Raw genomic sequence first — 22,090 nt, 5'->3', positions numbered from 1 at the left:
CTTTTACACCCGATTAAATTGTTGCAAGAAACGAACATCGTTTTGATAAAAATGACGAATATCATCAATGCCGTACTTCAACATCGCAATACGCTCTGGCCCCATCCCGAACGCAAAGCCTGTATATTTTTTCGAATCAAATCCCGCCATCTCCAGCACGTTCGGATGAACCATCCCAGCACCTAAAATTTCAATCCAGCCAGTACCTTTACATACTCCGCATCCGTGTCCGCCGCAATTAAAACATGACACATCAACTTCGACCGACGGCTCAGTAAATGGGAAAAAGCTCGGGCGGAAACGAATGTCGCGGTCTTCACCAAACATTTTGCGAGCAAACTCGCGCAACGTTCCTTTTAGGTCGCTCATGCGAATATGTTCATCAACGACAAGCCCTTCAATTTGCGTAAATTGATGCGAATGTGTTGCATCGTCGTTGTCGCGGCGATACACTTTTCCCGGGCAAATGATTTTTACTGGACCGCGTCCTTGATGCTTTTCCATCGTGCGTGCTTGCACAGGTGACGTATGCGTGCGCAATAAAATTTCCTCTGTAATATAAAAGGAATCTTGCATATCGCGCGCAGGATGACCTTTTGGCAAATTGAGCGCTTCAAAGTTGTAATAGTCTTTTTCGACTTCCGGTCCTTCGGCAATCGTATAGCCCATGCCGATAAATAAATCTTCAATTTCTTCAATGACGCGCGTCAACGGATGATGATTCCCGCGTCTAATCGGGCGTCCTGGAAGTGTCACATCAATCGCTTCCGCTGCTAGTTTTTTCTCGACTTCTGCTTGTTCAAGCGTTGCTTGCTTTGCTTCAAGCGCTGTTTGAATCGCTTCGCGCACTTCGTTCACAAGCGCTCCCATCACAGGACGCTCTTCAGGAGACAATGCCCCCATGCCGCGCAGCACTTCTGTAATTGGGCCTTTTTTGCCGAGATATGCGACGCGCACGTCATTGAGCGCTTTTAAATCGTTTGCCTGTTCAATTTTTTCAAGTGCTTCTTGTTGAAGCTGTTGTAACCGCTCCTTCATAAAAACCCTCCTCTGATCTATATAAATAAAAAAACTCGCCCCTCACATAAGGGACGAGTGCACTCGCGGTACCACCCTTGTTAGCTATGCCGTTCGCATAGCTCACTTCATTCAGATAACGGCTTCCACCGGAACGCCTTTACATTTTGCATATGCAAAATGGTCCAAGCGTCAACTCCCGAGGTGAATTCACTTGCTTCTACCATAAAAACGCTCGCAGTCTATGGCGTTTTCTCCCTGAATGGCGATCGGCAAGCTACTCTTCTCGATCATCGTCTTTTCATCATGAAATTCTTCATTTATTATAAGCAAATGTGCCATCAGGTGCAAGGTAATCATGCAAACATACGTTTATTTTTTCTGTAAATGATACAGTAAAATGCCTGTCGCAATGGCGACGTTTAATGATTCCGCTTTTCCATAAATCGGAACATATAAATTCGCTGTCGTCTGTTTTAGCCATTGCTCACTCACTCCGCCTCCTTCGTTGCCAACAATTAATGCAAATGATGACGAAGGAGCGACAGAACGATAGTCTACCCCATTTTGAAGCGATGTGCCATAAATCGGAATATGTTCATTTTGAAAGCGAGCCATCCATTGTCCGATGTCTCCTTTTATAACAGGAAAATGAAACAGTGAGCCTTGCGTCGCACGAATGACTTTTGCATTGTATACGTCTGCGCTCCCTTCACCAACAACAACGACGTCTACTCCTGCGGCATCTGCGGTGCGAATGATCGTCCCTACATTCCCCGGATCTTGAACGGCATCAATGAACAATGCTGTTTGCACATCGTCGACGTTCCAATGCAATTGTTTGCATACCGCTGCGATGCCTTGCGGTGTTTCCGTGTCGCTAATTGCTTTCATCACGTCATTTGTCACAATCGTCATCGGAATATGCGCAACGTTCCAGCTTGCTGGAATCGTCGCATGTTCAGCGATGATGATTTCTTCAATATGAACGCCGCTTTTTATTGCCTCTTCGACTAAATGAAATCCTTCAATGAGAAACAATCCGGTTTTGTCGCGCTCTTTTTTCGTTAAAAGTTTTTTCCATTGCTTCACTCGCTCATTTTTCGGTGATTCAATTCGTTTCACTCGTTGTTCCCCCAATGTTTCGCAATAAATTCATCGCGACCTGAAGCAGCGCGGTCTTCTTTATAGTGCTTCGGATTTTTTTTATGGTAATTTTGATGATAGTCTTCTGCTGGATAAAACGTTGTCGCAGGCAAAATTTTGGTGACAATCGGTTTTGAGAAACGTCCACTTTCTTCTAGTTGTTTTTTCGATTGCTCCGCTAATGTTTTTTGCCGCTCATTATGATAAAAAATAGCTGTTCGATATTGCGGACCGCGGTCATGAAATTGCCCGCCATCATCCGTCGGATCAATTTGACACCAATATAACTCTAACAATTTTTCGTACGGAAACACACTCGGATCAAACGTAATTTGCACCGCTTCATAATGCCCTGTCGTCCCTGTTTTCACTTGTTCATATGTCGGATTTTCCACATCACCGCCGGTGTATCCAGAAACGATGCCGTAAATGCCATCAAGCTCTTCAAACGGAGTGACCATGCACCAAAAACAACCTCCAGCAAATGTTGCTTTTTCCATCTTTCTCTCTCCTCTTTTAATGAATAGTAGTTACCATTATAGCAAAAACTACGTACGCAATACATAAAGAATGGAGTGAAAACAATGGACTTCAACTTACGTGGTGCCGTGATGGCAAACGTCGCAAACAGCTCAAAAGACCAATTAGAACATACGATCGTCGATGCGATTCAACAAGGGGAAGAAAAATATTTGCCTGGTCTTGGCGTCTTGTTTGAAGCATTATGGAATCATGCAACAGATGAACAAAAACAATCGATGCTTGCCACATTAGAAGAAGCAGTAAAAAAATAGCCTTCCATGCGAAGGCTATTTCTTGCACAATTTATTTTAAGGGGGGATTTTTATCGTCTAAACGCTTTCAATTTTTTCGACAGTTCCTTTGTTTGTAGGTATATTTCTTTATACATTTCGAAAATTTCTTTATATCTTTCTACAGCTCGGCTATTCGGCTCAACAACTTGTTCTACGTCTTTAAATATACGAGCACAGTGTTCTAAAGATGGGAACCACTTACAACCGTAGGCCGCAATCATCGCAGCTCCCATACTTGGACCTTGTTCATTCTTTAATTTTTCGATTGGTGTAGCGAATATATCTGCTTGAATTTGTAACCACTCTTCACTCTTTGCCCCACCGCCAATCGAAACGACTGTATCCACACGTTTTCCACTCGCTCTAATGATTTCGACAGATTCATTTAAAGAAAACGTAATCCCTTCTAATACAGCGCGCGCAAAATCCCATGATGTATGAATAGCATCCACTCCGATAAAAGAAGCACGAATATCAGCATCTGCATGAGGAGTTCTTTCCCCAACTAAATACGGTGTGAACAATAGTCCGTTCGCTCCAATAGATGATTGATACGCTCGTTTGACAATTTCAGAAAAAGACATGTGATTTAAAAACGTTCGCTTAAACCAATCAAAACTATATCCCGCAGCTAACGTTACACCCATAATATAGTACGAATTTGGTTTTGCGTGATTAAAATAATGTACTTTTCCTCCAAATTCTCTTTCACCAGTTTGTTCAAATGCAAGCACGACACCAGATGTCCCGATACTACACATCGTTTGTCCTTCTTCTAAAATGCCCGCACCAATTGCCCCACATGCGTTGTCTGCTCCACCAGCAAATACTTTTGTATTTTTTGACAATCCGGTTTTTTCTGCTATTTCCGGCAACAATGTACCAACATAATCCGTGGACTCAACTAATGGCGGACATAAATGAATATTAATATCGAGCGCCTGACAAATTTCCTCACTCCACACCTTTTTACTTATGTCTAGGAGCAACGTTCCTGCTGCATCAGAATATTCCATAGCGATATGACCCGTTAGACGCATGCGAACATAATCTTTTGGTAATAAAAACGTACGGACTTGTTTATAAAGATGCGGTTCGTGCTTTTTTACCCATAATAATTTGGGTAACGTAAACCCTTCAAGTGCCCGATTTTTTGTAATGGACAACAACTTATCTCTTCCAACTTTCTCTTCAATTAATCGGCACTCTTCTGTCGTTCTTGTATCGTTCCAAAGAATGGCTGGACGTACAACCTCATTGTTTTCAGATAATAATACTAGCCCATGCATTTGTCCAGAAAAACTGAGTCCGACAATCGAACTGGGATCGACATTTGATACTTGCAACACTTTTCGTAATGCAGTAATCGTTTTTTCTACCCAATCTTCTGGATTTTGCTCGCTATATCCTGAATATGGTTGATAAAGGGGATACGCCTCTGTGCACTCCCCTTTTACTTTTCCAGTCCAGTCAACAAGTAATACTTTAACTGCACTCGTTCCCAAATCGATGCCAATGACGTGTTCCAAGTTCATCCCTCATTTCGTTAACGAGCTACACAAACTTCAAGTAAATATTGGTTAAGCAACGTTTTTAAACGTTCTTGCCGTCCTGAACGATTGGAAATATCGCGAAGATTTAATGCATATGCCTCTAGTGTATGGAAGTCGGCCTTCCCATCAATGATATCCCGGCCAATTCCTTCTGTATAGCTTTTATACCGTTCCTCAACAACTGATTCAAACACACGATCCTCAATTAAACGATACGCCACTTTTAGTCCAATCGCAAAGCTATCCATTCCGGCAATATGGGCGTAGAATAAGTCTTCTGGTTCAAACGAACCGCGTCTTACTTTCGCATCAAAGTTCAATCCGCCTTTTCCGAGTCCGCCATTTTGTAAAATTTCGTACATCGCAAGAGTAGTAGAATACAAGTCTGTTGGGAATTCGTCGGTATCCCAGCCAAGCAACGGGTCGCCTTGGTTGGCATCGACCGAACCGAGCATTCCGTGAATGCGCGCTACGCGAAGTTCATGTTCAAATGTATGACCTGCCAATGTCGCATGGTTTGCTTCAATGTTGAATTTGAAATAATCTTTTAGTCCATACGTCTGTAGAAACGCTAATGCTGTTGCAACATCAAAGTCGTATTGATGCTTCGTTGGTTCTTTTGGTTTTGGCTCAATTAAAAATTGCCCGTCAAAGCCAATTTCTTTCGCATAGTCAACCGCCATATGCAAAAAGCGGGCTAAATTGTCCAGTTCGAGCTTCATATTTGTATTTAACAACGTTTCATAGCCTTCACGCCCGCCCCAGAATACATAGTTTTCTGCACCAAGTCGTTTGGCAATTTCTAAGCCTTTTTTCACCTTTGCTGCTGCATACGCAAACACATCTGCATTGCAAGAAGTGGCTGCACCATGTACAAAACGAGGATGTGTAAATAAATTAGCTGTATTCCAAAGCAACTTGGTTTTGCTTGTTTTCATGTATTCTTCGATCATATCAACAATCGTATCTAAGTTTTGATACGTTTCTTTTAACGTCGCTCCTTCTGGGGCAATATCGACATCGTGGAAGCAGAAAAATGGAATGTTTAGCTTATCAAATAACTCAAACGCTGCCTCCACACGCGCTTTTGCCAAATCCATTCCGCTGTATCGGTTCCACGGGCGGATCGCCGTACCAACCCCAAACGGGTCTGCCCCATCCCCAACAAATGTGTGCCAATACGCCACCGAAAAGCGCAAATGCTCCTCCATCGTTTTATCCCCGACTTTTTCTTCCGGATTATAAAACTTAAACGCAAGCGGATTTTCCGATGCCGGGCCTTCATACACCACTTTGTCAACGTTTTCAAAATACGCCATACTAAAATCCTCCTCGTCATTTAGTGAAATCGAACTTCTGATAACAGTATAACGCCTTTTTGTTTGTTTGTCTATTAGATAAACAAAGTTTGTTTGTTATAAGTTTATGACAATTTCCCCTCTATCTTTCGGAAACATTTTAATGCCCCTTTCATTACAATGAGAGAACATAAACTAGCTCCATAAAACGGAATGAGCGCCGGTATAGACAAAAACAACATTCCTATCAAAATAACCGAGATAGTCAGCGTCAATGTTGTTGCCGGATTAGCTATTCCGATGAAAAATGAATGTTTTATATAATCAACTACTCGCAAATGGTAATGAACATAAACCGGAAAAATATACAAGCAAACAATGAAATAAAACATCGTAATCATCAGCAAAAATGCCAAAAGTATGAGGGAGAGCATCCCTTTCGTGTAAGTCATAAATAAAAAATCAAGAAACAATACACCGGCACCGGTTCCTAAAACAAATCCTATTGCATTTGTTCGCCAAAATTCTTTTTTGTATGTGGAAAAAAACGTCTGAAATACAGGAATATCCTCTTGTCCTGTCAGCCATTTTCTCATAACAGTAAATAAAGAAATGGAAGATGGAGCGATTCCAGCCACAACCAGCCCAGCGAAAGTAAAGAAAAACCAAAGAACATTCACATACGCTAATCTCATTCCCCATTCACATAAACGAAAAAGTTTTCCTTCCTCCCAGTACAGTTGCCCTTTCATCTTCCCTCCTCCAACCATAAAATGCTCGTTACGCCGCGCGGGTAGTATTTGCTGCCGCTAATTTCACCAGCGATAATTTGGTCGCTCCAACTCCAAATGGAGAGCGTCGGATGCGTGAGCCACGCGACATGAGCCGCATCAGCCCGTTTTCCTTGTTCGTCCCATTCCCACCCTAAAATGTGGCGAGCAATAAACTGGCATAAATAAATTTTACTTAACCACGAGTTGTTGCTTGTCGAGGAAATTTTCCATCCGCCGTCTGGAAAGAGGCAAATTCCTTCCTGTAATACATAACGCAAATGGTTGCGCAGCGCTTGAATATATTTCCCAAAACGTCCATCCTCTTTTAACGCCTCATGGCAATTCGTAAAATAAGGGAATACAAGCCCTTCAATGGCTGGAATGATTTTTGAGTCATTTCCTTCCCCCATCACCGCTGGGATATATCCTTGATCCGTCACATAGCTTACGATAGTCGCTGCGCATTTTTCCGCTTGTTCACCAGCTAACACGGCTAGCTCTTCGTTGCCGACATCGCTAAACAATTTCTCAAGCGCGACATAGGCTGCCCAGCACTTTCCTGCTAAATATAAGTTATTACGCGCTTGGCCGAGGGAAACATCTAAACTATCATATGTTGTAATCTCTGCGCCACCCATCGTGCGCGTGCTATCAAGTTCCATAATTCCGTTTCGCTTTTCTCGGTCTGGATGATCGCGGCGAACCATGCTTTCAAGGCACTGCTCCAAAATGTCGAGCCGCTTGTCGCGCCATGCCCAATCTTTCGTTTGCTCAATGTATACCGCCGCGCAAAGCACCCAGTTGACGAGCTGTTCGTGTGTCATATGCGAAAAGCAGCCGCTAATGCCATATAGCTCATATGACGAGTAATGTGGGCGCGAGAATGTGTTAGCAACTCCCATATCATGGGTAAAGCTGATGCCTCCCGGATATTCCTTTTCGTCTCCCGGAAAACGGGCACAATCTTCGTAGCTGTATCGCTCCACATACAAATCAAGTACATTTTTCACCGTCCAAGGGTTCATTTTCAATTCAAAAAAGAGTTGGTCAACCGTTAAATCAAACGTGTTCATCATCCGATATTCGCCTTCATTAACGACCCAAATCGGCTTTCCTTCATGCTCAAGCAACTGGGTATTGCCATAGTAGCTGCGAATCGCATGCGCCATCATAAACTTCTGATCATCGGAGAGCCATTCTTTTTCAATGAGTTCATTCGAACGGAACGACTGCTCCTTTAATACGTCCGACTTCTCTAACGCATAAAGGCCGACTTCTTCGAGATTATTGAAGAAACGGGTGTAAAAATAAGAAGTATCCATTCCCGCCGTTGCATAGCCGCCGCGGTAAAAACAAACGGCAAATTGATATGTTTTCTTTTCTCCCGCCGGCACATCGACGATTAACGCCCCAACTTTCCCAAGTCCAAATGTCCAGTTTTCTTCAAGCGGTGTTGTTAAAATATCTTCCATACTAAAATGCAACGCAGAGCGAACACCCTCGTCTTTGGAGACAATGCCCACAATCCGTCCTTGGCCAATCCCGCGCAACTGCGGGCACGTATCATCGATCCGCCGCATCGAGGTGTACGGGTCGGTGCCTTCGAATCCAAAAAACGCCCGCCGTGTTCTTGTTCCGTTTGTATTATCGATCGTCATCTCTACAATTACAGCCGGAACCAACGCCAACTTGAGTTCTTCCTCGGCTGCTGTTTCAGGATCAGGCACCGCCTTTACTGGCGAATAAATCGTAAACGTTAAATCCCTAGATTTCCACGTATCGGTTGCCACACGGAATTCGCGCTTGATCTCCTCTTTTGCAAACGGAATAAGAATGTTTGGTTTTTGCGGATTTGGATCTGGGTTTTCAATATCGTATCGTCTGCTTTCATCTTCATTTTCCATTTGTAAAAATGGCAATACATCATATACATTTGACTGTTCTAATGACTCTACACCAATAAACACATTTTGTCTTGGAGGACGAGCTAATTCGAGATCTAATCCTCCACTTTTTCCGGGAAACCCCAGTGTAAAACTAGCAAATGCTCCGACTGGTGAATGATGCGCATTAAAAAACATATTTTTCGGCATAACCATACCCCTTTCTTATCCTTTAATTGCCCCAGCTGTAATTCCTTCCATAATTTTATTGCTTAAAAAGAAGAAAATAATTAAAATTGGTAACACACTAATCATTAAAGTAGCTCCAATTGCTCCCCAATCGGTTGTATACTGTCCGATGAAATTTTGTATTCCTACTGTTAATGTTTTATACTCGTCTGAACTAATGAATGTGTTAACAAATACAAACTCATTCCAGTTATAAATCATGTTAATAATTGTCGTTGTTACAATAACCGGGGAAGTCATTGGCAAAATTACTTGGAAAAACATACGATGCACAGAGCAACCATCCATCACAGCCGATTCTTCAAGTTCACGTGGCAAAGCATTATAAAAACCTAGTAAAATCATAATCGTGATAGGTAAATTGAAACCTATATTTGTTAAAACAATCGACATCGGATGATCGATGAGCTTCACTTTCATAAAAAAGTTAAACAAAGGGATAAGTGTCGAGTGTATCGGAATCATTAATCCGACCATGAACAATCCAAGTACGACATGTTTAAGTTTCCAATTCATCCGTGTAATCGCAAACGTTACAAAACTAGCTAATAAAACGGTAAAAATGACTGATACAGTAGTAATCCACAAACTGTTGAAAAAATAAAGACCAATATCCCCTTCAACCCATACCTTCACATAGTTTTCCCAACGTGGAGGGGAAGGTAAAGAAAAAAGAGGCGTATTAAATACTTCTTGGTTGTTTTTCAGAGAGAAAAATAATAACCAGACAAGAGGAAGTATTTGTAATCCAGCTACTAAAAATAGCATCATATAAAAAAGAAACATGCCTATTTTTTTCATATATATATATGTCGATTTCTCCATCGTATCAGCACCCCATACACTATTAATATTGAACTTCTTCTTCTGTGTGCGTTAACTTTCTAATTAACCACGTAGCAACAATACAAAGAATCAACAGAGAAAAAGCAATTGCACTCCCGTATCCAAAATTGAAACTACGAAATGCTTTTTGATACATGTAAGAAGCAATAACTTCACTTGCTCCGTTTGGTCCACCGCCAGTCATTACATAAATCAAATCAAAATATTTCAAAGAACCGACAACAGCCAATACGATTGTCACTTTGATTACACCAGCAATGAGCGGCAATTTAATTTTATATGCTAACTGCCAAGGATTAGCCCCATCAATAATAGCTGCTTCAATAATGGAAGATGGGATATTTTTTAAAGCTGCGTAGTAGATCAATATATAAAACCCTGCGTATTGCCAAATTATAGGTATAAAAACAGAATATAGTACAATTGAAGGGTCAGCAAGCCAATTTGGAGGATCATCTACCCCTAAAGATGAAAGAAATTGGTTCAACATTCCGTTAGAAGGATGATAAATTCTTAACCATAACTGAGCAATAGCCACAGAGGAAAGCAACATAGGAATTAAATAAATTTTCCGAAGCATATTTGCGCCTTTTATCCTTCCCGCAAGAATAAGAGAGACAACTAAATAACCACCAAGGCTCAAAACAGAAAAAACAGCTAATAAAAATGAATGATATACACTTTTCCAAAACATACTATCTTTTAATAACTGTTTATAGTTGTCCAATGCAATAAATGTTCTTTCACCTATTCCATCCCATTGCATTAAGCTATAATATCCCGTCATAATAATCGGGACATAAACTAATATAACGATCATTAATAAAGCAGGTAGAACGTATAATGCGATGACACGTTTATCAGACATTACTTTGTCCATATTATTTCCTCCCTCATACTTTGAGGAAAAAGGACATATTATAAAAATATGTCCTTTTTCTGTTCTTCATATCTAGCGTGTGTTAGACAATGCTTCTTGGTGCTGTTTTGCGAATTTTTCCGGTGTGACACTTTCCCCAAATAACGACTGAATTAAATTCAAGTGAGTTTGTGCGGCTTCTGGGTTCATCTGCACATCGGCAAATAATGTAATGTTGCTCGCATTTGCTAATTCATTTAAAACATCAATATACATTTGTGGTAATTCAATGTTGGCGGTATTCACTTTTGTTGCTGGAATGACACCAGCTCTTGTGACAGAACGTTCTCCCCATTTTTCAACAAAGAACTTCACAAATTGTTTCGCTTCTTCTTTATGTTTTGAATTTTCAGATACAAATAACCCTACGCCTGGTCCACCAACCCAGCTATCAATATTTCCTTTTCCACCTTCAACTTCTGGGAACTTGAAAAATCCTACTTTTTCTCTAAATTCTTTTGGAATATCTTCATTTGTTGTGAACTGTGGTAAATCCCATGTTCCCATCAAATACATAGCAGCCTTTTCATTTGTAAATTCTGCCTTTGCTTCATCATTCGATAAACCGTTAAATCCTTTAATAAATGCTTTCATTCTCACAAGATTTTGTATTTCTTCTGCAGCTTGTACTAAACTCGGATCCTCAAACGTACCGCTCCCGTTAATCGCATTTTTTAATGTATCTGCTCCACCAATACGATCAGCTAAATACATATACCACATCGAACCTGTCCAACGATCTTTATTTCCTAGAGCAATAGGGGCAACCCCGTTATCTACCAGTACTTGTACAACTTGTTTAAACTCATCGTATGTTTTAGGGACTTCCAAATTATATTTTTCAAAAATCCCTTTGTTATAGTAAATAGGAGTAATATTCAACTCTAAAGGAAGGGCATATGTTTTTCCTTCTAATGCATATGGCTCTGTTGTACCTGAAACAAAATTTTCACGCAATCCGTCGGCTAACAGATCATCTAGTGGAGTAAAGAGCCCTCCTTTCGCATAAGGCTCTAAAAACCCTGCAGCCCATGTCATCCCAATATCAGGAAGTTCATTCGAAGCCCCTAATACTTTCAGTTTGTTTTTATACTGTTCGTTTTCCAAAATTTCTTGTTTAATCTTTACATTCGGATTTTCTGCTTCAAACTCTTGAATAATTTCGTTTACAATCATGTTATGCTGCTTAGAACTTCCCGCCGGCCAAAGATGCATGAAAGTGAGTGTTACTTTTTCCTCACCTTTTCCTTCTGTGTCTTTCTCAGCTGTTTTTTCTGAACAGCCCGCTAAAACAAGCATTAAAACAACTAGCCACAATATTGTATGCGCTTTCTTTAACACTTTCAAAATCCCCCTTTCGTTTTCTTACTTCTAATGTAGCACGAGTGATGGCTCCTAGTAAGGTAACATTCATCATTTAAAATTCCATTTTTTTTAGATACTCTTTTCGAAAACGATAAGGAGTAATCCCTTCAAACTCTTTAAATATTTTAATAAAGTACTTAGATGTTTGATACCCTACGACGCTACTAATTTCAGCAATCGATAAATTCGTATTTATTAATAAGTTTTTCGCCTTTTGTAATCGACATCTTGTTACATATTCACTAAACGTCATATTCATTTCTTGCTTAAATAGGGCGCTAAAATAACTCGAATTTAAATATACATATTTAGATACATCACTTAAACTAAAAGGTTTGTCGAGGTTTTCATGAATGAACTGAATCGCTTTTTTAATAGGTGAAGAAAGTTTCTCTTCGTGTATTCCTATGACATGGTCATCCAAAATCTTTTCGATCTTCTTTGCCTTTTCCAGACTTTCTGATATATCAAGTGCTTTCTCCACCGCTTCAATCAGTTTATCTTTATCTACCGGTTTAAGCAAATAGTCTACAACACCTAACGTGATCGCCTCCTGAGCGTACGTAAACTCGGAGTAAGCCGAGATAATGATAATAGGAATTTCATTTTTTTCCTTAAGGGTACGAATAAGTTTTAAACCTGAAATTTGCGGCATACGAATATCTGTTAATAACACATCGATTTTTTTCTTTTGTAAAATAGAAACTGCTTCTTCAGCACTACTAGCACATGCAATTTCATATTTTCCCATTGCCCACAAATTTAGAACCTTTTTCATTCCTTCACGTGCTCTTGGCTCATCATCAACAATCAAAATCGTTTTTATACTTCTCACGAAGCTTCACCCACTTTTAGGAATTTGAAATGTTACACATGTTCCTTTCCCTGCTTCGCTGTGAATAAGTAACTCTCGCTCTTCGCCGTAGTAAAGCTGTAATCGTCGGTTAACATTCATGAGCGCGATCCCACTCCCTTTCATCGAAGGAACCGTTTTACTTGTTAACTTTTCTTTCAACGTTTTCAAATCTTTTTCATCCATACCGTTTCCATCATCTTGCACCTTAATAAGCAACTCATTTCCCTCCATACATTCTGTCATGCTGATTGAAACTGTACCTATACCTGTTTTATTTCCAACTCCATGCAGAACTGCATTTTCAACAAGCGGCTGAATGAGTAATTTCGGAATTCTTACATGTAAACAATGGTCAGGAACAGTAATTTTCCAAACAAATCGTTCTCCCCACCTTACCCTCATCACTTCCATATAACGTTGAATATGTTCCATTTCCTCTCGAATTGTCACCCATTCATCATGATCAGAATGGCTAATTGTGTAACGGAACAGCTCAGCCATATTTAATACAAATTTCGCTAATTCTTCTTCATCTCTTTCAATAAGCGACCAATACAGCGCATCAAGTGTATTAAAAAGAAAATGTGGATTGATCTGAGCCTGCAACGCTTTCAGTTCCGCTTGACTTCGAACTAACTCTTTTTCGTAAACCATTTGTATTAAATGATTAATATCATTTACTAAAGAGTTGTATGTTTCAATTAATTCATCAATTTCAATAGTAGACGAAATCGGAGGGCTTAATTTTAATTTTCCGTTCCTCCCACCGTGCATAATTTTCGTTAACTTTAAAAGTGGGCGAGTTACAATAGTGGATAGAAAAAAAGAAAAAGCAAAGAAGATGATAAAACCAAAAGTACCTGAGAGAATTATTGCATTTTTTAAAATATCGACACCTTTTATAAGCGCTTCCAAAGGCGTAACGATAATTATCTTCCACTTTGTAAGAGGTGAGGTCTGCTCGACAACCATATAATTTTTTTCTTCTTTTTTCTTTACATATAAAACGTGTATGAGATATGCGGGCAAACTTGAGAAAATTTTGTGACCTTTCTCATCTAATACCAATGTATAACTTTGATTGTTTATTTTTTGTTCAGAAAAACCACTAAATTGAAAATAATCAGTATTAACCCGTACTAACAAGTAACCGCCTGATGAAAAAGAATGATCTGTCAATCGAATTTGACGCGCAACGACAAAAAAATGAGACGATTTTGGATCTTGCCCAATCCAAACCATCTTGCCACGTTGTTTTTTTATTTCCTGAATCCATTCTACTCCCACTCGCTCTACTAAATTCATTTCATTTAGAGGAAATATTCGCTTATAATCGTTTGTATATAATTCAAACGATTGAATACCATCAAAATATGTTTGATATGAGTTTACTACTTGCATTAAATACTGCCTCTCTTCAAAACTCAAATACTTACCTTGTACTTCTTTCAAAAATGTACGTTGAACATATATATCAGTCACAATTTGGGCAGTTAGTGAATTTAACTGTTTATATAAAGATTCTAACCTTCCATTTGCTTGAATAATTGTTTGTTGTATTTGTTCTTCTGCATTTTTCTTCAGTAGTGACGAAACAATATGAAATGTAATAACTCCTACAAATAATAGCACAAGTGTCATCACAAAAATATAGATCGTTAAAATTTGATTACGTAGCGTATTAAAGCGAGCCATCTTTTGTTTAACATATAGATGGATCATTAAATCACCTCTGTCTTCACATAACTAAAACACGTTCCCACCATATAAATTTAGATTGAAAAGGCGCCCCTTCTTTCTTCTTGACTTACATTATAAAACCCTCCATTTTGTTTGTCTATAAAACAAACAAAGTGAACTAGAATTTTTCATACAATTGTGATACATTGATAATCAGGGTGATAAATTTGACAAGAATAACTGGAAATCCACATTTAATTAAAAAAATTAATAAATCGCTTGTTCTTGATATGGTGAAAAGCCAAGGGCCTTTGTCACGGGCGGATGTGGCACAACGGTCCGGATTAAATAAAGGGACTGTTTCTTCTTTAGTAAAAGAGTTAATGGACGAAGAGCTTGTGTATGAAATCGGGCAAGGAGAATCAAGCGGTGGTCGACGGCCTGTTTTATTGTTATTTAATGAAAAAGCCGGATATTCCATTGGCATTGATTTAGGGGTTCATTACATTCTTGGCGTGCTAACCGATTTGCAAGGAAATATCGTCCTTGAAAAACAAGTGATGTTTCATGACAAAAATTATTCTTCTGTCCTAACACGTATAAAAGAAACCATTTTATATTTAACGGAACGGATGCCAGACAGCCGATACGGCTTAGTCGGAATTGGCATCGGCGTTCCAGGTATTGTTGATAAAGAAGGAGAGTTATTATTCGCCCCAAATTTAGGATGGAAAAACATCCCGCTAAAACAAGACATCGAAGCAACGTTCCACGTTCCTGTCATGATTGATAACGAAGCAAACGCTGGTGCATATGGGGAAAAACGTAGTGGTGCAGGTAAAGATTTTCGTAACATCATCTACGTAAGTGCCGGTATTGGCATCGGTGTCGGCTTAATCCTAAACGGAGAGCTATATAGAGGAACAAGCGGGTTTTCTGGAGAAAGCGGTCATATGACGATCGAAGCCGACGGTCCACCGTGCCGCTGTGGAAGTATTGGCTGCTGGGAATTGTATGCTTCGGAAAAAGCGCTATTGGATGGAGCGAGTCCGTTTTTTGACAATGAGGTATCGTTAGAAGAACTATTACAATTGGCAGAAAACAATCATCAAGACGTGCTCGCATTATTAGAGCGCATCGGTCGCTATTTAGGCATTGGAATCAATAATTTGATCAATACGTTTAATCCAGAGCAAGTCATCATCGGCAACCGCTTATCGATGGCAAAAAAATGGCTTTTCCCTGCCATCCAACAAGTTATCGACAAGCGCACCTTGCCGTTTCACCGCGCGAATGTCAACATTCATTTTTCTAAATTATCGCTTTATTCAACGGCATTAGGAATTTCTTTTTTTGTCATCGAAGATTTCCTGAAAAAAGGGAAAAAAATAGAAGTGTTTCTGTAAAATAAAAGGCATCCAAACGAGCTGGATGCCTTTTTCTTAATACGCCCCGCGAATAAACGGATGGATTTCATTTTTATAAAACTCTGTTAACCGTTCCTTTTCTTCTTCGCTAAAGGACGGGACGTTGAGCGCCTGCAAATTGTCTTCGACTTGCTGTACCGTTTTAAAGCCTGGGATGACGCATGTAACGGAGTCATGATCTAAAATCCAGCGCAATGCGGCTCTTGTCATATTGCCTCTGCCGTCTGCGATCCACGCTAGCTGTTCACTGAGCTCTACCCCTTTATGAAACTCAAGCCCAGCGAACGTTTCGCCAACATTAAAGTGTTGCCCATCTCGATTAAAATGGCGGTGATCATTTTCGGCGAATGTTGTATCTTTTTTAAATTTCCCTGTCAATAATCCGCTTGCCAACGGCAGCCGCGCCAATATCCCGACACCTTGTGCTTTTGCTTGCGGAAGCAATTGTTCTAACGGTTTTTGGCGGAAAATGTTAAAAATGACTTGCAATGCTTTCACGTTCGGATTCGTTAGACAAAACAGCCCTTCTTCCACCGTTTCGACACTTACGCCATAATAGCGAATCTTTCCTTCTTGCTGCAGCTTATCCAACACTTCAAACACCCGACCATCTTTTAACACTTCAAACGGCGGGCAGTGAATTTGATATAAATCGATGCGTTCACGTTGCAAGCGCTTTAAACTTCCTTCGCAATATTTCCGCACGTTTTCTTCGGAGTAGGTGCGAAAATCATGAATGTCCCCCGCCCGACAAAATTTCGTGGCGATATAAATGTCGTCCTCTTTTCCTTTTGTCGCTTTTGCTAGAAGTTCTTCACTATGACCGTCGCCATAAACATCTGCCGTATCGAAAAAATTGACACCAGCATCAATCGCCCGCTGCAACCCTTTCAATGCTTCACTATCATCTGTTTGCCCCCAAGAACCGCCAATCACCCACGTTCCGAAACTTACTTCGCTCACTTCCAGTTCTGTGTTTCCTAACCGACGATAGTTCATCTTTCTCCCTCCTCATGTACACGAAACGTATATTTCGTAACAGATGAATACACTTCACCTGCTCGCAAAATGCAAGAAGGAAAATGCGGATGATGTACCGCATCCGGCAATGCTTGCGTTTCTAAACAAATGCCTAAATATTTTCGCGATGGCACTCCGTTTACTTTTATTTCATCCGGAAGCTGATTGCCCGTATATACTACTACCCCTGGTTCGTCTGTTTCTACTAGTAATGTTCGTCCGCTTTTTGGGTCGAACAAAACGATTTCTTCGTCGTGATGAGCATTTAATAAAAACGGATGATCATACCCTTGCCCGACTAAAGCAATTTGCGGATGATTTGCTTCCACGCCTTCTTTGATTGTTTTTCCTTCACGCAAGTCAAAAGGCGTATTCGCCACATCTAAAAGCACACCGGTCGGAATAAACTCATTATCCAGCTCTAAAAACTGATTGCTCTTGATTTTTAAACGATGGTGTAAAATATCGCTTTTTAAATTGCCGCTCAAATTAAAATACGTATGGTTCGTTAACGTGAGCGGCGTGTCTTGGTCAGAAGTCGCACGGTAAGAAATAATGAACTCGTTTTGGTTATTTAACGTATATGTGATTTGAACGTCTACATTGCCCGGATAACCTTCTTCTCCATCGACACTTGTATACGAAAATTGGACGCCGGCTTCCTCCTTTTTAGAAAATCCCGCTCCTTGCCAAATGGCATGATGAAATCCTTTTTTGCCGCCATGTAAATGGTTGCCGTTTTCATTTTTGTATAACGTATAGGTTTTTCCGTTTAATTCAAAAGAGGCATTTTTTATCCTTCCCGCCACTCTTCCGATCACCGCTCCGAAATACGGGCTGTTTGTAAGATACGGAGAAAACTCATTGAACGCTAAGACAACATTTTCATAGTTTCCGTGTTTGTCAGGAGCCAATATTTTTGTAATGATGCACCCATAATTTAAACACGTCACTTCCATCCCGTTATCGTTCGTAAAGGTATAGGCGATAATCGGACGGCCATCTACTTCCGTCCATTGTTCCTGTACAATTCTCATCCCTCTTCCTACCTTTCTTCGTACGTTGCTTAAACGGTTAACTCGACCACTTTTCCTGTTTCCGCTGACATGCGGCACGCATCTAACACTTTCGCTTGTTGGATGATCGCATCGTCCGAATAGCTTGGCGTTGTTCCAGCGAGGATACATTGTGAAAAGTGCTCCACCTGTAGACGGTATTGGTCGCCGTTTACTACTTCTTCCCGCGTTTTTCCGTCATCCGTTTGGATGATGATTAAACCGTTGCCTTGTTGTATGTCAGGACGGTACGCCCGCGGAACGGTTACTTTTCCCTTCGTTCCGATAATTTCATATTCATTGCGGGAAAACATATCGAAGCTGCAATCAAATAAAGCATGCACGCCGTTGCTCATCTTTAGCCAACCACTTGTGACTATATCTACACCTTTCATGTGATCAAAAGTGGAGCGAACAGACAAAATAACTGGTTCTGCATGTAACAAAGAACGGATCGAATGGACACAATAACATCCTATATCTAATAAACTTCCTCCTCCGAGTGATTTCTCCATTCGAATATTATTTTCTCGCTCGACAAGATAAAAAGAAAAACTTGCTCTCATACTTTTTACAATTCCTATTTCTCCTAATGACATTATCTCTTTTACTCTCTTATGTTGCGGGTGGAATTGATACATAAATGCTTCCATCCAGATGACACTATTTTCTCTACAAACCTCTACCATTCTTCGAACATCGTCTTCACATAAAGCAGCTGGCTTTTCACAAAGAATATGTTTTTTATGTTCTGTCGCCTTGATTGTCCATTTCATGTGCATGTGATTAGGAAGCGGAATATATACAGCATCAATCTCGGGATCATTCAATAACTGTTCATAAGTACTGTATACCTTAGGAATGTGAAAGCGTTCAGCGATCTCGTGTACTCTATCATTTCCACTAGCAATAGCTACAACTTCTGCGTTCTCTGCACGCTGAATAGCTGGAATCATCGTCTCCCTTGCAATATGAGCCGTGCTTAAAATTCCCCACCGTACTTTTTTTGACATTTCATTCACTCCTCGTGTAGATAAAGACCGAAACCAGCTGTACTGTCAGTCCTCTCAAAAATATTGAATTTTCTTTAATTATCATTTTCTTAATTATAACAGCAACATTTTAGTTTGTTCAATAAACAAACTAATTAACTTATTTGTTATATAAAGAAATAGCTTTCGCCAAAGCGGAAGCTATTTCTTTACTGTATAAGCACAGCTGCTTTCTCTTACGACAAGTTTCGTCGGAACAACAATTTTTTTCGGAATCTCTCTTTTCGTTTGAATTTGTTCGACAAGCAATTCAACCGCTGTTTCTCCCATAAATTCTGTGTAAACTTGCACAGTGGATAATGGAGGCTGAACAAATTTTGATGTAGGGAGATCATTAAAACCGACAACTGTAATTTCATTTGGAACATCAACTCCTGCTTCATGCAACGCCCGCAACGCTCCAATAGCCATCGAGTCGCTTGCAATAAAAAACGCAGTTGGCCGATTCGGCAGCTGAAGTGCTTGTTTCATTAACATATACCCATCCTCTGCAATAAAACGCCCTGTTAATACATATTCTGGAATAAACATACCTCGCAAATATAAATATTCGTAAAATGTACGCTCACGCTCATCTTGAATTAAATGACCGTCATCAACATATTCACGCCCTCCAATATAGCCGATATGTTTATGACCGAGATCAATTAAATATTGAAGAACGCGAGCTGTCGCTTTTCGAAAATCGACAACGACAGAATCAAAGCGATCTTCATCAGGCGAATAGTCAACAAAAACGATATGGTCGGTAACAGATGCAAACAAGTCAATTTCCCTTTTCCCAAACTTCCCGACCGCTATAATCCCATCTAACCCTGTCAACCACTCCGATTCATACGAGCCTTCTTTTTTAAATAACTTGACTAACTCAATTTGGCGGCGAAAACATTCCTTTTCAACACCAAGGCGCACAGCCATGTAGTATGGATCGTCAAGCTCTTGAGATTCCGAATACCAGTTGACCACCCCAAAGCGAAGTCGGTCTTTTGCACTCATTTGATTGCGTTCTCTAGGCGTTTTATAGTTCAGCTCTTGGGCAATTTCAAAAATGCGCTTTTTCGTTTCATCCGAGACGGATAACGTTGTATCGTAGTTTAGTACACGCGATACAGTGGCGACCGAAACCCCTGCTTTCTCGGCAATTTCTTTCAATGTAGCCATCGATGCCACTCCTTTATTTATGCTAAATTTTAACGATTTGACTATCATACGGTCTTAGAACCAAATCGCCAAATTGTTTCTCTTGATCGGTATGATTTAAAATGAATAGATACTCCACATCTTCACATACACGTCGATATACTTCGACACCTTCTGCGCTTTCTACATGCCATATGTTATGCTTTTGCACAACTTCTTTAGCCATGTCACGAAGCGCTTGAACATCTACTCCTCCTCCAACGTAATAGACGTTCCCATCACCGTATTCATTTTCAGTTATCGCAGCGAGAGGATAAAACGGATCGTCATATCGATATAATACATTAGCTGTTGTTGGTTCAAGCAAATCTCGCCATACGGAGCACATCGCCTTTTTACCTTGCCATCTTCCTTCACCGATGATTGGAACATGACGATATGCTAGAGATTCTACTTCATGAATATGCGCACCGATAAGATCACTGACGTGCGCAGGTAATACATGTTTAAAATGAATATTATTTTGTTTATTTTTTAGCCCTGTTCGAAAAGAAAATATAATTGTCCCGCCACGACGAGCAAACATTTTCAATTTTTCTGCTAATTGTTCGTCAATGATTTGTAATACAGGAACGATAAGTACTTTATATTTTGAAAAATCCCGTGAAACAGGAATGACGTCAATATTTGCATTTAAGCGATAAAACGGCTCATATAACCGAAGAAGTTCGGTTGTAAAGTCAAACGCCTTACTTTGCGGCTGAAAACGCCACGACCAAATGTTATCATAATCATATAAAACAGCAATATGCGCTTGAATTGGCGACTGTAATACGTGTTCAAATGTCGGAATATGTGAAAAAACAGATTGTACTTCTTTATATTTTCTACCTCGTACGTTGCTATGGTCAACGATGCCATAACAAAATTGCTCGGCCCCTCGATCCATTCCTCGCCAGCTAAAATATAACATATTCGTACATCCATGAGCGAACGCTTGATACGACCACATTTTTGCTTGATTCGGTCGCGGTAAATATCCGATCATCTCATGTCCTTGAGCCCCCATTAACTCTTCAACAATCCAATAATTTTTTCCGAGCAATCCGCGATTAAAATCATGACTCATCGCAATCGCCGCAGGAGAAATCGGCTCATCTAGTCCTCCCCATACCGGATAGTTATCGTACGATACAAAATCCATTTCGCGCACATTTTCTTCGTGATCAAACCATTTATTAAAAAATCCGCCAGATACGTTTGTCGTTACTTGCTGATGAGAACCTTTATATTTTTTGACGATGTTTGTCATTTCATGAGCGAAACGATTGACTGAAAACGAACGAAAACGTGCCCAATCTAACTGCAAAGACGGGTTATGCGTTGTTATTGTTTTTGTTGGCATTGGGATTTCTGAAAAATCGTTATACGTCTGCCCCCAAAAAATTGTTCCGTACGCTTCATTTAATGCGTCAATTTGTTTATATTTTTCTTTCAAAAATTGCTGAAACTCACGATGACACTGTTCACAATAACACATATCGCTTCCTTCATGTCCAAATTCATTATCGATTTGCCAAGCAACGATCGCTTCCTCATCTTTGTAATGTTTAACAAGTTGTTCCGTTATATTGGCTGCATATGAGCGATACGTTCTCGAATTAAAACAATATTGTCGTCGTCCCCCAAATACACGAGTACGTCCATATTCGTCTTTCGATAAAATATCTGGGTGCTTTTTTGCTAGCCAAGCTGGAAACGTTGCGGTCGGCGTACCAAACATGATCGAAAGCCCGTTTTCTTTCAACTTTTTTACTACTTCATCGAAAAAAGAAAAGTCAATATTCCCTTCTGCTTTCTCCATTAAATGCCAAGAAAATTCCCCAATACGAACGATGTTAGCTCCAAGCTCTTTTATTCCTTGAATATCTTCATCGATCATTTCTTTTGGCCAATATTCTGGATAGTAGTCCACTCCTACATACATGGTTTCTCC

Annotated in this window: 19 protein-coding genes and 1 other annotated feature; of the genes, 2 read left to right on the top strand and 17 right to left on the bottom strand. The window is 40.1% G+C overall.

Annotated elements, in window-relative coordinates; genetic code table 11:
- Positions 1–3: 3 nt before the first annotated feature.
- The 3 genes from pheS to msrA all read right to left on the bottom strand — a co-directional run bounded on the left by pheS (position 4) and on the right by msrA (position 2,663).
- Complete coding sequence (pheS, locus tag K1I43_RS03980) at positions 4–1,038, bottom strand: phenylalanine--tRNA ligase subunit alpha (RefSeq protein ID WP_009361815.1); 1,035 nt, start codon at positions 1,036–1,038, stop codon at positions 4–6.
- 46 nt (positions 1,039–1,084) lie between these two features.
- Positions 1,085–1,320: a binding site (T-box leader), on the bottom strand.
- 69 nt (positions 1,321–1,389) lie between these two features.
- Positions 1,390–2,142 (bottom strand): TrmH family RNA methyltransferase, encoded by a 753-nt coding sequence (locus K1I43_RS03975; protein ID WP_026011505.1) that lies wholly within the window; start codon positions 2,140–2,142, stop codon positions 1,390–1,392.
- Positions 2,139–2,663, bottom strand: coding sequence for a peptide-methionine (S)-S-oxide reductase MsrA (gene msrA / locus K1I43_RS03970; RefSeq protein WP_026011504.1), 525 nt, complete (start codon positions 2,661–2,663; stop codon positions 2,139–2,141). Before msrA ends, K1I43_RS03975 begins: the two co-directional genes overlap by 4 nt.
- Positions 2,664–2,747: 84 nt before the next feature.
- On the opposite strand from msrA, the gene sspI reads away from it, so the two are divergent.
- Positions 2,748–2,957: a small acid-soluble spore protein SspI gene (sspI, locus tag K1I43_RS03965; protein ID WP_019416728.1), complete on the top strand. Its 210-nt coding sequence runs from the start codon at positions 2,748–2,750 to the stop codon at positions 2,955–2,957.
- 50 nt (positions 2,958–3,007) lie between these two features.
- Here the strand turns inward: sspI and xylB are convergent, their stop codons facing one another.
- The 9 genes from xylB to K1I43_RS03920 all read right to left on the bottom strand — a co-directional run bounded on the left by xylB (position 3,008) and on the right by K1I43_RS03920 (position 14,442).
- A complete protein-coding gene (gene xylB, locus K1I43_RS03960) occupies positions 3,008–4,507 on the bottom strand; it encodes a xylulokinase (RefSeq protein WP_019416727.1) in 1,500 nt (499 codons plus the stop codon).
- 17 nt (positions 4,508–4,524) lie between these two features.
- Complete coding sequence (gene xylA / locus K1I43_RS03955) at positions 4,525–5,850, bottom strand: xylose isomerase (RefSeq protein ID WP_019416726.1); 1,326 nt, start codon at positions 5,848–5,850, stop codon at positions 4,525–4,527.
- 104 nt (positions 5,851–5,954) lie between these two features.
- Positions 5,955–6,581, bottom strand: a complete 627-nt coding sequence (locus tag K1I43_RS03950; protein ID WP_019416725.1) for a YesL family protein — start codon at positions 6,579–6,581, stop codon at positions 5,955–5,957.
- A complete protein-coding gene (locus tag K1I43_RS03945) occupies positions 6,578–8,695 on the bottom strand; it encodes a glycoside hydrolase family 52 protein (RefSeq protein ID WP_019416724.1) in 2,118 nt (705 codons plus the stop codon). Before K1I43_RS03945 ends, K1I43_RS03950 begins: the two co-directional genes overlap by 4 nt.
- Before the next feature lie 15 nt (positions 8,696–8,710).
- Positions 8,711–9,535, bottom strand: coding sequence for a carbohydrate ABC transporter permease (locus tag K1I43_RS03940; RefSeq protein WP_370628343.1), 825 nt, complete (start codon positions 9,533–9,535; stop codon positions 8,711–8,713).
- Positions 9,536–9,581: 46 nt separating this feature from the next.
- A complete protein-coding gene (locus K1I43_RS03935; protein WP_019416722.1) occupies positions 9,582–10,460 on the bottom strand; it encodes a carbohydrate ABC transporter permease in 879 nt (292 codons plus the stop codon).
- A gap of 72 nt (positions 10,461–10,532) precedes the next feature.
- On the bottom strand, positions 10,533–11,840 hold the full coding sequence (locus tag K1I43_RS03930; protein WP_019416721.1) for an extracellular solute-binding protein: 1,308 nt from the start codon (positions 11,838–11,840) through the stop codon (positions 10,533–10,535).
- Between the two features lie 76 nt (positions 11,841–11,916).
- Complete coding sequence (locus K1I43_RS03925; protein WP_019416720.1) at positions 11,917–12,699, bottom strand: response regulator transcription factor; 783 nt, start codon at positions 12,697–12,699, stop codon at positions 11,917–11,919.
- Positions 12,700–12,705: 6 nt separating this feature from the next.
- Positions 12,706–14,442 carry a sensor histidine kinase gene (locus K1I43_RS03920; protein ID WP_035065403.1) on the bottom strand — a complete coding sequence of 579 codons (1,737 nt, stop codon included), beginning with the start codon at positions 14,440–14,442 and terminating at the stop codon, positions 12,706–12,708.
- A 185-nt stretch (positions 14,443–14,627) separates the two neighbouring features.
- Between K1I43_RS03920 and K1I43_RS03915 the strand changes: the two genes are divergently transcribed.
- Positions 14,628–15,806, top strand: coding sequence for an ROK family transcriptional regulator (locus K1I43_RS03915; protein ID WP_019416718.1), 1,179 nt, complete (start codon positions 14,628–14,630; stop codon positions 15,804–15,806).
- A gap of 36 nt (positions 15,807–15,842) precedes the next feature.
- On the opposite strand, the gene K1I43_RS03910 is transcribed toward K1I43_RS03915, so the two are convergent.
- The 5 genes from K1I43_RS03910 to K1I43_RS03890 form a co-directional block, all read right to left on the bottom strand.
- A complete protein-coding gene (locus K1I43_RS03910; RefSeq protein WP_019416717.1) occupies positions 15,843–16,826 on the bottom strand; it encodes an aldo/keto reductase in 984 nt (327 codons plus the stop codon).
- On the bottom strand, positions 16,823–17,884 hold the full coding sequence (locus K1I43_RS03905) for an aldose epimerase family protein (protein WP_019416716.1): 1,062 nt from the start codon (positions 17,882–17,884) through the stop codon (positions 16,823–16,825). The genes K1I43_RS03910 and K1I43_RS03905 overlap by 4 nt, the downstream gene beginning before the upstream one ends.
- A gap of 29 nt (positions 17,885–17,913) precedes the next feature.
- On the bottom strand, positions 17,914–18,915 hold the full coding sequence (locus tag K1I43_RS03900) for a Gfo/Idh/MocA family protein (protein WP_019416715.1): 1,002 nt from the start codon (positions 18,913–18,915) through the stop codon (positions 17,914–17,916).
- 180 nt (positions 18,916–19,095) lie between these two features.
- Complete coding sequence (locus K1I43_RS03895; protein WP_026011503.1) at positions 19,096–20,115, bottom strand: LacI family DNA-binding transcriptional regulator; 1,020 nt, start codon at positions 20,113–20,115, stop codon at positions 19,096–19,098.
- A 22-nt stretch (positions 20,116–20,137) separates the two neighbouring features.
- On the bottom strand, positions 20,138–22,081 hold the full coding sequence (locus K1I43_RS03890; protein WP_019416713.1) for a beta-galactosidase: 1,944 nt from the start codon (positions 22,079–22,081) through the stop codon (positions 20,138–20,140).
- Positions 22,082–22,090 lie beyond the last annotated feature (9 nt).

The sequence above is a fragment of the Anoxybacillus sp. ST70 genome (assembly GCF_019553625.1).
Taxonomy (GTDB): Bacteria; Bacillota; Bacilli; order Bacillales; family Anoxybacillaceae; genus Anoxybacillus; species Anoxybacillus gonensis.
The sequence above is the reverse complement of the archived record's forward strand: the minus strand, read 5'-3'. Positions and strand labels throughout refer to the sequence as shown.

Excerpts from the sequence above, each read along its gene's own strand:
- pheS (WP_009361815.1), bottom strand. The coding sequence starts at position 1,038 with ATGAAGGAGCGGTTACAACAGCTTCAACAAGAAGCACTTGAAAAAATT.
- K1I43_RS03910 (WP_019416717.1), bottom strand. The coding sequence starts at position 16,826 with ATGAACTATCGTCGGTTAGGAAACACAGAACTGGAAGTGAGCGAAGTA.
- K1I43_RS03890 (WP_019416713.1), bottom strand. The coding sequence starts at position 22,081 with ATGTATGTAGGAGTGGACTACTATCCAGAATATTGGCCAAAAGAAATG.
- K1I43_RS03920 (WP_035065403.1), bottom strand. The coding sequence starts at position 14,442 with ATGATCCATCTATATGTTAAACAAAAGATGGCTCGCTTTAATACGCTA.
- msrA (WP_026011504.1), bottom strand. The coding sequence starts at position 2,663 with ATGGAAAAAGCAACATTTGCTGGAGGTTGTTTTTGGTGCATGGTCACT.
- sspI (WP_019416728.1), top strand. The coding sequence starts at position 2,748 with ATGGACTTCAACTTACGTGGTGCCGTGATGGCAAACGTCGCAAACAGC.
- K1I43_RS03895 (WP_026011503.1), bottom strand. The coding sequence starts at position 20,115 with ATGGCTACATTGAAAGAAATTGCCGAGAAAGCAGGGGTTTCGGTCGCC.
- K1I43_RS03900 (WP_019416715.1), bottom strand. The coding sequence starts at position 18,915 with ATGTCAAAAAAAGTACGGTGGGGAATTTTAAGCACGGCTCATATTGCA.
- K1I43_RS03935 (WP_019416722.1), bottom strand. The coding sequence starts at position 10,460 with ATGGACAAAGTAATGTCTGATAAACGTGTCATCGCATTATACGTTCTA.
- K1I43_RS03940 (WP_370628343.1), bottom strand. The coding sequence starts at position 9,535 with ATGAAAAAAATAGGCATGTTTCTTTTTTATATGATGCTATTTTTAGTA.
- K1I43_RS03945 (WP_019416724.1), bottom strand. The coding sequence starts at position 8,695 with ATGCCGAAAAATATGTTTTTTAATGCGCATCATTCACCAGTCGGAGCA.
- K1I43_RS03950 (WP_019416725.1), bottom strand. The coding sequence starts at position 6,581 with ATGAAAGGGCAACTGTACTGGGAGGAAGGAAAACTTTTTCGTTTATGT.
- xylA (WP_019416726.1), bottom strand. The coding sequence starts at position 5,850 with ATGGCGTATTTTGAAAACGTTGACAAAGTGGTGTATGAAGGCCCGGCA.
- K1I43_RS03905 (WP_019416716.1), bottom strand. The coding sequence starts at position 17,884 with ATGAGAATTGTACAGGAACAATGGACGGAAGTAGATGGCCGTCCGATT.